Annotated in this window: 14 protein-coding genes; all 14 read left to right on the forward strand. The window is 42.1% G+C overall.

The features are described 5' to 3' along the window. Positions 1-473, forward strand: a 473-nt coding sequence (locus L877_RS0106900; RefSeq protein WP_026835449.1) for a leucine-rich repeat domain-containing protein, incomplete at its 5' end; no start/stop codon positions are given. A 107-nt stretch (positions 474-580) separates the two neighbouring features. Further along, the gene (ylxM, locus tag L877_RS0106905; protein ID WP_051437731.1) at positions 581-967 is read left to right on the forward strand and encodes a YlxM family DNA-binding protein; all 387 of its coding nucleotides are present in this window, start codon (positions 581-583) and stop codon (positions 965-967) included. 11 nt (positions 968-978) lie between these two features. After that, positions 979-2325 carry a signal recognition particle protein gene (gene ffh, locus L877_RS0106910; RefSeq protein WP_026835451.1) on the forward strand — a complete coding sequence of 449 codons (1347 nt, stop codon included), beginning with the start codon at positions 979-981 and terminating at the stop codon, positions 2323-2325. Positions 2326-2411: 86 nt separating this feature from the next. Next, positions 2412-2657, forward strand: coding sequence for a 30S ribosomal protein S16 (gene rpsP, locus L877_RS0106915; RefSeq protein ID WP_026835452.1), 246 nt, complete (start codon positions 2412-2414; stop codon positions 2655-2657). A gap of 44 nt (positions 2658-2701) precedes the next feature. Then, on the forward strand, positions 2702-2929 hold the full coding sequence (locus tag L877_RS0106920) for a KH domain-containing protein (protein ID WP_026835453.1): 228 nt from the start codon (positions 2702-2704) through the stop codon (positions 2927-2929). Between the two features lie 60 nt (positions 2930-2989). Next, entirely contained in the window at positions 2990-3502 is a 513-nt protein-coding gene (rimM, locus tag L877_RS0106925) for a ribosome maturation factor RimM (RefSeq protein ID WP_026835454.1), read from the forward strand. A gap of 13 nt (positions 3503-3515) precedes the next feature. Then, entirely contained in the window at positions 3516-4220 is a 705-nt protein-coding gene (trmD, locus tag L877_RS0106930; RefSeq protein ID WP_026835455.1) for a tRNA (guanosine(37)-N1)-methyltransferase TrmD, read from the forward strand. An 85-nt stretch (positions 4221-4305) separates the two neighbouring features. Then, on the forward strand, positions 4306-4893 hold the full coding sequence (gene hisB, locus L877_RS0106935; RefSeq protein ID WP_026835456.1) for an imidazoleglycerol-phosphate dehydratase HisB: 588 nt from the start codon (positions 4306-4308) through the stop codon (positions 4891-4893). A gap of 9 nt (positions 4894-4902) precedes the next feature. After that, a complete protein-coding gene (hisIE, locus tag L877_RS13895) occupies positions 4903-6141 on the forward strand; it encodes a bifunctional phosphoribosyl-AMP cyclohydrolase/phosphoribosyl-ATP diphosphatase HisIE (protein ID WP_084554813.1) in 1239 nt (412 codons plus the stop codon). Positions 6142-6174: 33 nt separating this feature from the next. Further along, positions 6175-6306 carry a hypothetical protein gene (locus tag L877_RS14485; RefSeq protein ID WP_278244189.1) on the forward strand — a complete coding sequence of 44 codons (132 nt, stop codon included), beginning with the start codon at positions 6175-6177 and terminating at the stop codon, positions 6304-6306. A gap of 45 nt (positions 6307-6351) precedes the next feature. Continuing rightward, positions 6352-8058 carry a GspE/PulE family protein gene (locus tag L877_RS0106950; RefSeq protein WP_026835457.1) on the forward strand — a complete coding sequence of 569 codons (1707 nt, stop codon included), beginning with the start codon at positions 6352-6354 and terminating at the stop codon, positions 8056-8058. A 195-nt stretch (positions 8059-8253) separates the two neighbouring features. Then, positions 8254-9306: a type IV pilus twitching motility protein PilT gene (locus L877_RS0106955; RefSeq protein ID WP_026835458.1), complete on the forward strand. Its 1053-nt coding sequence runs from the start codon at positions 8254-8256 to the stop codon at positions 9304-9306. A gap of 17 nt (positions 9307-9323) precedes the next feature. Then, positions 9324-10535 (forward strand): type II secretion system F family protein, encoded by a 1212-nt coding sequence (locus tag L877_RS0106960; protein WP_026835459.1) that lies wholly within the window; start codon positions 9324-9326, stop codon positions 10533-10535. Between the two features lie 240 nt (positions 10536-10775). Beyond that, positions 10776-11246 carry an IS200/IS605 family transposase gene (gene tnpA, locus L877_RS0106965; RefSeq protein WP_026835460.1) on the forward strand — a complete coding sequence of 157 codons (471 nt, stop codon included), beginning with the start codon at positions 10776-10778 and terminating at the stop codon, positions 11244-11246. The last annotated feature ends 85 nt before the right edge of the window (positions 11247-11331 follow it).

Below are 11331 nucleotides of genomic sequence, written 5' to 3' on the forward strand. Positions count from 1 at the left end.
CAAGGACAAATATAAAGAAAATAATAATTCCAGGGACGGTCAAGAAGCTTGATGAAGCGTCGTTAGCGGATATTCCGTTTTTAAAAGAGTTAACTCTAAAAAACGGGGTAAGAGAGTTAGGAGACAGCTTCCTAGATTCAGACCCCAGACTCAGAATACTTCGATTACCTAAATCACTAAGAGTACTAGATAAGCACTGTCTTATAGGCTGCGGTCTGAAAAAAGTAACCATACCATCCGGTGTCACCAATATCCGAGAAGGAGCTTTTTCAGATATGAAAAAGCTTAAAACAATAAAAATTAAGTCAGTTAAAATAAAGGAATGGGGGAAAAAACTTTTTTATACTTTTGGTAGAAAACCGCACAAAATCAAGGTGATTGTACCAAAATCAAAGTACAAAGAGTACAAGAAGATAATAATGAAGAATGCAGGAAACAAGAAGGTAAAGGTAGTAAAGGCGAAGAAATTCTAAATTTGTTAAGGCTATTTAAAGAAAAATACTTGACACCCCTAAAGATAAGTGGTAAACTATGTAAAGGTTTTTACTTAACACTACTAGTTCTTTAGGGGTGTATTTTTATGAAGAAAACTAATTTGAAAAGTGAGAGGACATCGCTGAGAGATTTAGATGAACTCGTTAGATTGTCCAATTTATATGATTTTTATGGACCATTGCTCAAGGAAAGGCATAGAGCAATGTTTGAGGAATATGTCCTCGATGACTATTCACTAAGTGAGATTGCCGGTAAGTACGAGATTACGAGACAGGGCGTATATGATGTTATCAAGCGCTGTAGCAATAAGCTCGAGAAGTATGAAGAGGATATGCAGCTTTTTGCAAAGTTTCAAGAAGCTAAGGACAGACTTGAGAAGATACAGTCAGTAGTGGAGACTGATATAAGTATGAGTGATGAGGACCGGACTACAATCTTGCGAATGACAGATGAGATACTTGATTCTTTTTAGGAGGCGAGAGCATGGCTTTTGAGAGTTTAAGTGAAAAATTTCAGAACGTTTTCAAGGGGTTAAGGAGCAAAGGACGCCTCACTGAAGCCGATGTCAAGGCCGCATGTCGCGAAGTTAAGATGGCTCTTTTGGAAGCAGATGTTAACTTTAAGGTAGTTAAGCAGTTTACCAAGGCTGTTCAGACTAGGGCTACTGGAGAGGACGTGCTTAATAGTCTTACTCCGGGACAGACTGTTATCAAGTACGTTAATGAAGAGCTTGTCAAGATGATGGGCGAGACGACTACGGAGATTCCACTTCTCCCGGGAGACCAGATCATGGTCCTTATGATGTGTGGTCTTCAAGGTGCAGGTAAGACGACTACTGTTGCCAAGCTTGCAGCCAAGTATAAAGAAAAAGGCAAGAAGCCACTTTTGGTGGCATGCGATATATATAGACCTGCGGCGATAGAGCAGTTGCAGATTAACGGTAAGAAGGTGGATGTTCCTGTGTTTTCTATGGGAACCAACCACAAGCCGGTCGACATAGCCAAGGCAGCCATAGAGCATGCAAAGGAAAATGGTTACAACATGATTTTCCTCGATACAGCTGGTCGACTCCACATCGACGAAGAACTCATGCAGGAGTTGCAGGATGTCAAGGAAGGTGTAGATGTACATCAGACTATTTTGACTGTTGACTCTATGACGGGTCAGGACGCGGTAAATGTTGCGTCAACGTTCGATGAGAAGCTGTCTATAGATGGTGTAATACTTACTAAGCTCGATAGTGACACCCGAGGCGGTGCGGCTTTGTCTATCAGTTCCATCACCGGTAAGCCTATCTACTATGTCGGAATGGGAGAAAAATTATCCGACCTCGAGCAGTTCTATCCTGACCGTATGGCATCGAGAATTCTCGGCATGGGTGATGTGTTATCGCTTATCGAGAAGGCAGAAGCAGAGATTGATGAAGCAAAGGCTGCGGAACTTGGCAAGAAGATCAAGGACAGCAGTTATGACTTCAATGATTTTCTTGATCAGATGGAACAGATGAAGAAGATGGGCGGTTTGTCCAGTATTCTCAGTATGCTCCCGGGAATGGGACTTCCTGCGGATTTAGACATAGATGACGATGCTCTCAAGGGAACAGAGGCGATTATTCGTTCCATGACCAAGGAAGAGAGGTCGAAGCCGGCGATTATCAATCCATCTAGAAAGAGGAGGATTGCTGCCGGAGCTGGAGTTGACATAAGCGAAGTTAATCGACTTGTAAAGCAATTCGAGCAGAGCAAGAAAATGATGAAGCAGATGTCAGGTATGATGTCTGGCAAGAAGATGAGACGCGGAGGATTCAAGTTCCCATTTGGCGGAATGTGATCCGTGAGAGAATATTTTAACGTGGATTCAAAAAGTATATTACTTTTTTGAATATAAATTAATCAAGAAACTCAAAGGAGGTGAAAATTGTGGTAAAGATTAGATTGAAGAGATTGGGACAGAAAAAAGCTCCATTTTATAGAATTGTAGTAGCAGATGAGAGATCTCCTAGAGATGGTAGAAACATCGCTGAAATCGGAACTTATGATCCAAATCAGGAGCCAGCTGAAGTTAAGATTGACGAGGAAGAGGCTAAGAAGTGGCTTGCTAACGGAGCTAAGCCAACAGACGTAGTTGCTCGTTTGTTCAAGCAGGCTGGTATCGAGAAGTAATACCACAATGAACCTTAGGGTTTTACAATATGGAGGTAAGCAGTATGAAAGAATTAGTTGAGGTAATTGCTTGCGCATTAGTGGATGATCCTAGTTCTGTTGTTGTTACAGAGACAGAAAATGACAAGGAAGTTGTAATTAACCTTTCAGTTGCTCCGGATGACATGGGAAAAGTTATCGGAAAGCAGGGCAAGATTGCCAAAGCAATCCGTACTGTAGTTCGTGCATCTGCAGCACAGACTGACAAGAAGATCCTTGTTGATATTCAGTAATAAGCATATTCATGCCTGTACATTGCGTGCAGGCATGTTTTTCTAAGAAGAGGAAGAGATATGGACGATTTGTTGAGAGTTGGTGTCATAACCACAACCCACGGCATCAAGGGCGAAGTAAAGGTTTTCCCGACCACTGATGATGCCAGAAGATTTGATGATTTGGTGGGCAAAGAGATATTTTTGATATATAAAAAAGAAGCTATAAGCCTTCACGTGGAAAATGTCAAGTATTTTAAGAATATTGTCATCCTCAAGTTCAAGGAGTATAATAATATAAACGAAGTTGAAATGTTCCGAAAGTGCGACCTAATGGTAAGCCGCGAAAACGCAGTAAAGCTTGAAGAAGGCGAGTACTTTATATGCGATATTATAGGCGCTGACGTAGTTGACGAAGAAGAAAAGTACATCGGAAAGCTTGGAGATGTTATGGAGACCGGTGCCAATAATGTATTTATAATTGAGTTAGAGAACGGCGAAGAGGTATTGTTCCCGTCGATTCCTGACTGTATCAAGAAAGTTGACGTAGAAAATCACAAGGTAATCGCTCACGTGATGCCCGGACTCATGTGATGAAGGAGATAAGATGAATTATTATATAATGACTTTGTTCCCTGAGATGTTTGACACCATCATGGGAGGAAGCATCATCGGTCGCGCTTCCGAGAAGGGGTTACTTGGATGGGAAGCGATAAATATCAGAGATTATACCCTTGAAAAGCACGGCAAGGTGGATGACTATCCATACGGTGGCGGCGCGGGGATGGTCATGCAGGTGGAACCAATCCACAGGTGTTTTGAGGCCATCAAGGAGAAGTCGACTGCCAAGAAGAGAAGGGTTATATATATGACACCTTGGGGGCATACCTTTGATCAGAAGATGGCAAGAGACTTTGCCGCAGAAGAAGAGCTAGTGTTCCTCTGTGGCCACTACGAAGGCGTTGATGAGAGGATATTAGAGGAGATAGTCACAGATTATGTATCAGTGGGAGATTATGTCCTCACCGGTGGCGAACTGCCGGCCATGACAGTTATCGATGCGGTATCCAGACTAATCCCCGGAGTCCTTGGCAATGGCGATTCGGCAGTAAATGAGAGCTTTTCTGATGGACTTCTAGAGCATCCGCAGTACTCAAGGCCAGAGACGATACTTGGCAAAAGCGTTCCGCCGATACTTCTATCCGGGGACCACAAGAAGGTGGATGAGTGGCGTCATGAGAAGTCGTTAGAAAGAACGAAAATGTTCCGCCCTGACCTATACGAGAAATATTTTACTGAAAAAAAAGAATAAACCACAGCTGTCTTGATTTTTCTTCACGACTATGGTAGAATAAAAGAAGTGTGTTAGTATTTGATTATTATAGGGAGGTGCTTTTGTGGAACGCAAGACAAAGTGCACAAGAAAGACCAAAGAGACGGATATTGTAATTGAACTGAATCTAGATGGTACCGGAAAGTACGAGATTGATACTGGTGTTGGTTTTTTTGATCACATGCTCGAGGGATTTGCGAGACATGGTTTTTTTGACATGAAAGTCCATGTCAAGGGAGATACGAATGTGGATACACATCATACAGTTGAGGATACCGGTATCGTGTTGGGAACGGCGTTCGCAGAATGCATCAAAGATAAGAGCGGTATTGCCAGATATGGAGATATGATTCTACCTATGGATGACGCGCTCATATTGGCTAGCGTTGATCTTTGTGGAAGATCATACTTTAGCTTTGACGCGGAGCTTCCGGCAGAGCAGTTGGGGGACTTCGAGACGGAGACGGTAAGAGAGTTTTTTATGGGATTTGCTTCAGGCGCGGGCATGAACCTGCACATAAAGCAGCTTGACGGCATCAATACGCATCACATCATAGAGACGATGTTTAAGGCTGTGAGCAAGGCTATGGACAAGGCAACTCGCATAGATGAGAGAGTTGACGGTGTATTATCAACAAAAGGTTCATTGTAGGAGGATAACATGTCAGAGAAGAAGCTTATACCATTTATAAATGGAGAAAATGAGATTGCATCTAATATTGTAAAGCAGGCAGAGGCATATAGCTTTGCCGGCGCAGATGCATTGTTTATATACAATTATTCTAAGATTGAAAAAGAGCGTGAAGAATTCATAACTACTTTGAAGGAGATAGATGACAAGATTGACATTCCTTTCATCGTGGGTATGTATGTTGAGAGATTTGAGGATGGCAAGAAAGCTTTCTACACAGGAGCAGAGAAGCTTGTCATCAAGTACGAGATTTGCCATGACGACGTAATCAAAGAAGTAATCAGCAGATTTGGAGAGGACAGAGTTGTCCTTGAGATTAACTCAGATATCGACTTTGACAAGATACCACTCCCTGCATCTCGTCTCTTGATAAAGCATGTTGATGTGGGAACAGTACTCGAGAGAAAACTCACTCAGTACGGTAAGGAAGTGTTCATAAGAGACAGCCTTTTGAGAAATGATCTCGAAGAACTTATGAAACTTCCGTTTGTGAGCGGCGTTTCGACCAATTATTATCTTGATAAGAACATTTTCAAGATCAAGAACAAGCTCAAGAATGCCGGAGTGGATATCGATATATTTGAATCAAAAGTTGACTTTTCGGAGTTTAAGCTGGATTCCAACGGTCTTATCCCTTGTATTGTTCAGGATTACAAGACGGGAGAGGTCCTCATGATGGCGTATATGAACGAGGAGTCATATGCCAAGACATTTGAAACCGGAAAGATGACTTATTATAGCAGAAGTCGTGATGAGCTTTGGTGCAAAGGAGATACTTCAGGACACTATCAATATGTGAAGAGTCTCAGTATTGACTGCGATAAGGATACCATCCTTGCCAAGGTTCACCAGGTAGGTGCGGCATGTCATACAGGTGCGAGAAGCTGCTTCTATACAGAACTTGCCAGCAAGGAGTATGATAATACCAATCCACTAACTATATTGACAAAGGTATTTGACACTATAGAGAATAGAAAGAAGAATCCAAAAGAGGGATCATATACCAACTACTTGTTTGACAAGGGTATTGATAAGATTCTCAAAAAATGTGGTGAAGAAGCTACGGAGATCGTCATTGCGGCGAAGAATAATAACAACGAAGAGCTCACATATGAGATTTCGGATTTTCTATATCACATGATGGTATTGATGGTGGAGCAGGGCATGACATGGGACGATGTCGTGAGAGAACTCTCCAACAGACACTAGTACTGCATGTGAAGTATTTAGGAGGTATGGCTGATGGAACTTTGGTTAGCATTTGGGGATTATGCATGTAAGTTCGTGATATTTACTATTGTTGCAGTTGGCGGTATTATAATCGGCAAGAAACTAAGACAGCGCAAAGATGCCAAAAACATTGAAGAGAATTGATAGTAGTTTGATAATGATTAAGATTAAGAAAGGTTAGTGTTGTCAATGGGAACTAGAGTTAGAAAAAGATTAGGTGAAGTTCTTGTAGATGCTGGTATAATCACGGAAGACCAGCTCATGGAAGGACTTAGCAAACAGAGAGAACTCAAGAAGAGACTTGGTCAGACTCTGATCGAGCTCAAGATGACTACAGAAGAGGAGATACGAGAAGCTATTCATAGGCAGATGAATATTCCGATGGCCAAGATTCGTGAGGCCAAGATCCCTCCGGAAGTAATAGCCATGCTTCCTGAGAACATCGTCAGAAAGCACAATGTCGTTCCTTTTCAGTTTGATCCGGAAAATGCCAACATACTCGGCGTTGCCATGTCAGACCCGCTAGATATCATCGCTATCGACGATATCTCTATCGTGACTAACATGCAGATCGAGCCGATGGTTGCAACTCCATCAGATATTATGTATGCCATAGAGAAGTACTATGGTAAGAATCAATCTGCCAAGTTGGCGGAGTCCTACTCAGAGGAGAGACGTGAGAAGGCAGAGAAACTTAAGAGCAATCGTGAAGAGGAGAATAACGATGAACTTGATAATTCACCTATCGTATTGCTCGTTAATAAGATTATAGAGCAGGCAGTAAATGAACGTGCCAGTGATATTCACATCGAGGCCCTTGAGGAAGAGACCAGAGTTAGATATCGTATAGACGGTGCCATGCAGGAGTCATCGAGATATCCGATCGATCTTCATCCGGCTATCGTCGCTCGTATCAAAATCGTATCAGGTATGAATATCTCTGAGAAGAGAGCACCTCAGGATGGACGTATGACACTTGTATTCAACGGTGTCGAGTATGACCTCCGTGTGTCTTCACTTCCAACAACTTTTGGCGAGAAGGTGGTTATGCGTATCGCTTCTAAGGCAGGCCTTAACAAAGAGAAGAGCGAACTCGGTTTCCAAGAGGAAGAGTTGAAGCGATTTGACGGAATCCTCATGAATCCACATGGAATTATCCTTGTAACAGGACCTACAGGTAGTGGTAAGTCAACCACACTTTATACAGTTCTTAACGAGTTGAATGCCGGTGAGGTTAATATCATCACTGTAGAGGACCCGGTAGAGGCCGATGTAGACGGTATCAATCAGGTTCAGGTGCATGAGCAAGCGGGACTTACATTTGCAACAGCTCTTAGATCTATCCTTCGTCAGGACCCGGACATCATCATGATCGGAGAGATTCGAGACGAGGAGACAGCGAATATCGCGGTTAAGGCCGCTATCACAGGTCACTTGGTTGTAAGTACACTCCATACAAACAGTGCTGCCAGTACAGTAACACGTCTTGAGGATATGGGAATTGAGCCATACATGGTTGCCGACTCAGTAGTTGGTATCATCGCTCAGCGTCTTGTGAGACGTATATGTCCTAAGTGCAAGATGGAACATGAGCTCAATGAGCAGGATAAGCTGCGCTTGAGACTTCGCGGTGATTCTCATCCTAAGATTTATGAGGCTAAGCCGGGCGGATGCGTATACTGCAACGGTTCAGGATATAGAGGACGTATCGGTGTATATGAGATTATGCCGATTACTCCGGCCCTCAGAGAGATTATCAGTAAAGGTGGCGGAGCTGAGGAAATCCAGCAGGTTGCCCTCAAGGAAGGGCTTACTACTCTTAGAGTTGGAGCTGCCAAGCTTGTTCTCAAGGGTGTGACGACAATCTCAGAGGTTGAGCGTATAGCTGCTGAGTAAAACTACAACTGTCGAATAGCACAAAAATATGAAAATTTTTTGTGTATTTTGATAATTTTCAAAGAAAACTTGCATTTTACCCATTACATGGGTTATAATATAAAATAGGTTATAGAATGTAACGACTACTGCATCACATCAGTAGAGACAACAAAAAGTGTGAAGAATATAGTAGAATAAAGGAGGAAGAGTGATATGACTCTTGATGACATCCTAATACAGGCGAGAAAAGTAGGCGCGTCAGACGTGCATGTATCAGTAGGTATTCCGATTAAGTGTAGAATCCATGGTACATTACAAAACTTAACACAGAACCCGTTGACAGGTGCAGATACCAAGACATTGGTTGAGCAGATGATTCCTAAGCGCCTCATCGCAGACTTCAATGACACAGGTGAGGCAGACTTCTCATATGCCATTCCTGATCAGGGCCGTTTCCGTGTTAACGTATTCAAACAGAAGGGATCAATGGCTTTCGTAATCCGTCTTATCAATTCGGAGATTCCACAGCCAGAGGATCTGGGACTTACAGATTCAGTTATTGATTTGGTAAATAGGAAGAGAGGTTTGGTTCTCGTAACAGGACCTACAGGAAGTGGTAAGTCTACTACACTTGCTTCTCTTATCAATAGAATTAACGAGAATTATAGTCACCATGTTATTACGTTGGAGGATCCTATCGAGTACTTGCATCAGCATAAGCAGTCAATAGTTAACCAGAGAGAGATTGGTATGGATACTGACAACTACGCTAATGCACTTCGTGCAGCACTCCGTGAAGACCCTGATGTTATCCTCGTAGGAGAGATGCGTGACCTTGATACTATCTCTACTGCAATCACTGCAGCTGAGACAGGACACTTGGTATTTTCAACATTGCATACGATTGGTGCAGCTGCAACAATCGACCGTGTAATCGACGTATTCCCACCTCATCAGCAGCCACAGATCAGATTGCAGCTTGCAACATTGCTTGAGGCTATCATCTCACAGCAGTTGCTTAAGACAGCAGATGGCAATGGACGAGTTGCCGCATTCGAGATTTTGCATGCAACAACTCCAGTTAGAGCTCTTATCCGTGAAGGAAAGGGACATCAGATTCCATCTGTTATTCAGACTAGCCGTAAACAAGGTATGATAACTATGGACGATTGTATCTTTGATTTGTACTCTGCAGGTACAGTAAGCAAGGACGAGGCTTTGATCTTTGCTCAGGACAAGGATGCACTTGCTAAGCGTCTTGTGTAAAGGAAGGGGTGCGTTAGATGGCAACGTTTAAGTATAAAATTACTGACAAGTATGGTAAAGATAAAAAGGGTACTGTCGAGGCGGCTTCCGAAGACGCTGCAAGACAGAAACTCAAAGGAGATGGAGCTATCGTCCACTCCGTACAGGAGACTACAAGTCTTGACAACGCAGCTTGGAATATCTCAATCGGTAATCCGGTTAAACTCAAAGACATCACACTTTTCTGTAGACAGTTTTACAGTATGCTGAATGCCGGTGTAACTGTAGTAGAAGGTCTCAAGATGATGCAGACATCTACAGAAAATGCTGTTCTTCGTAAGTCTCTCTACAATGTACAGGTTAACGTAGAAAAAGGTGAGACTCTTGCTAACGCCATGGCCCTTGAAGGAAAGGTTTTCCCTGACCTTCTCATCAACATGGTAGCTGCTGGTGAGGCAACCGGTAACCTCAGCGTAGCTTTCGAGAGAATCTGTACACAGTTTGAGAAAGATCAGAAGCTTAGATCTATGCTTACATCAGCTATGATTTATCCGGTAGTGGTACTTATCGTAGCAGTAGGTGTAGTAATTATATTGATGGTTAACGTTATTCCTAACTTCCAAGAAATCTTTAAGACAATGGGAGAGGATCTTCCACTTCCAACTAAGATTGTAATCGCAGTATCGGATTTCATGGTGGCAAACTTGGTGTTTGTAATAGGAGGAATAATAGCTATTATAGTATTGATTCTGTACTTCAAGAATACTGAATCCGGTAAGCAGATAAATAGTAAACTTAGTTTGAAGATTCCTATTATCAAGGATTTCTCAATCAAGAATGCTTGTGCTAAGTTTAGTATGACTATGTCTACACTTATCATGTCAGGTGTTCCTCTTGTAGAAGCAATTGGAATTGTGGCAAATGTAATTGAGAACCGTGTTATCAGAAAAATCTTGTTTGATGCAAGAGATGATGTAATGCAAGGTATCCCTATGTCAGAACCACTTGAAGCGTCAGAAGTATTCCCACAGATGGTATATCATATGATAAGAATCGGTGAAGAAACAGGTAATACTGAGGCCATGCTCGATAAGGTTGCTGAGTACTATGAGCAGGAAGTAGAGACTGCAACTAAGAATCTTACAACAGCTATGGAGCCAGCAGTAATCGTACTTTTGGCAGTAGTTGTAGGTGGTGTAGTTGGTGCTATCGTAATGCCTATGATGAAAATCTACGAGATGGCAGGTTGATATAGGAATAGAATTAGATTAAGGTTATTAATCAGTCCTTTCTTTATTTTATTTAATAAATATGAGCGAAGAGGAGATGTACGTAGTGTGTCATCTCCTCTTTGTTTGTATAGCAATAAAAATAAACCACCGGCTATGCCGGTGTGACCCACATAAGCTTCAGCTTCAAGAAAAAACTCCTATGTTATAATAGAAATGGTTCGCCAACCATACTATCAATAACATAGGAGGGATCCAATAATGGATATGAATAGTTTAGCACATACAAAGTGGGAATGTAAATACCATATTGTATTTGCCCCAAAGTTTCGTAGAAAAGTAATCTATGGAAAAATACGAGCTGATGTAGGAAACATACTTAGTATGTTATGCAAAAGAAAGGGAGTAGAGATAATAGAAGCAGAATGTATGCCAGATCACGTGCATATGTTTGTTAGAATTACGCCCCAATACAGTGTGTCACAGATTATGGGATACCTTAAAGGGAAAAGCTCACTTATGATATTTGAAAGACATGCAAATCTAAAATATAAGTACGGAAATCGGCATTTTTGGTGTCGAGGTTATTATGTAGATACTGTTGGGAAAAATGCAAAGAAAATACAGGAGTATATACGTAATCAGATACAAGAGGATTTGGAATACGATCAAATGTCATTGAAAGAGTATTATGACCCGTTTACGGGTGAGCCGGTAAAACAAGGCAAGTAAATCCATGAGCCCAAGGGGCTCTGCCAGAAAATGTAGTGCGGTTGGCGGACTGTTCAGTGCGTCTTTAGACGCAAGCAGGGAACAG

This window comes from Eubacterium xylanophilum ATCC 35991 (assembly GCF_000518685.1).
GTDB classification, from domain to species: Bacteria; Bacillota; Clostridia; order Lachnospirales; family Lachnospiraceae; genus Eubacterium_F; species Eubacterium_F xylanophilum.

What these genes read in the sequence shown, in the direction of transcription:
- ylxM (WP_051437731.1), top strand. Translation starts at nt 581, where the DNA reads ATGAAGAAAACTAATTTGAAAAGTGAGAGGACATCGCTGAGAGATTTA.
- ffh (WP_026835451.1), top strand. Translation starts at nt 979, where the DNA reads ATGGCTTTTGAGAGTTTAAGTGAAAAATTTCAGAACGTTTTCAAGGGG.
- L877_RS0106920 (WP_026835453.1), top strand. Translation starts at nt 2,702, where the DNA reads ATGAAAGAATTAGTTGAGGTAATTGCTTGCGCATTAGTGGATGATCCT.
- rimM (WP_026835454.1), top strand. Translation starts at nt 2,990, where the DNA reads ATGGACGATTTGTTGAGAGTTGGTGTCATAACCACAACCCACGGCATC.
- trmD (WP_026835455.1), top strand. Translation starts at nt 3,516, where the DNA reads ATGAATTATTATATAATGACTTTGTTCCCTGAGATGTTTGACACCATC.
- hisIE (WP_084554813.1), top strand. Translation starts at nt 4,903, where the DNA reads ATGTCAGAGAAGAAGCTTATACCATTTATAAATGGAGAAAATGAGATT.
- L877_RS14485 (WP_278244189.1), top strand. Translation starts at nt 6,175, where the DNA reads ATGGAACTTTGGTTAGCATTTGGGGATTATGCATGTAAGTTCGTGATA.
- L877_RS0106950 (WP_026835457.1), top strand. Translation starts at nt 6,352, where the DNA reads ATGGGAACTAGAGTTAGAAAAAGATTAGGTGAAGTTCTTGTAGATGCT.
- L877_RS0106955 (WP_026835458.1), top strand. Translation starts at nt 8,254, where the DNA reads ATGACTCTTGATGACATCCTAATACAGGCGAGAAAAGTAGGCGCGTCA.
- L877_RS0106960 (WP_026835459.1), top strand. Translation starts at nt 9,324, where the DNA reads ATGGCAACGTTTAAGTATAAAATTACTGACAAGTATGGTAAAGATAAA.
- tnpA (WP_026835460.1), top strand. Translation starts at nt 10,776, where the DNA reads ATGGATATGAATAGTTTAGCACATACAAAGTGGGAATGTAAATACCAT.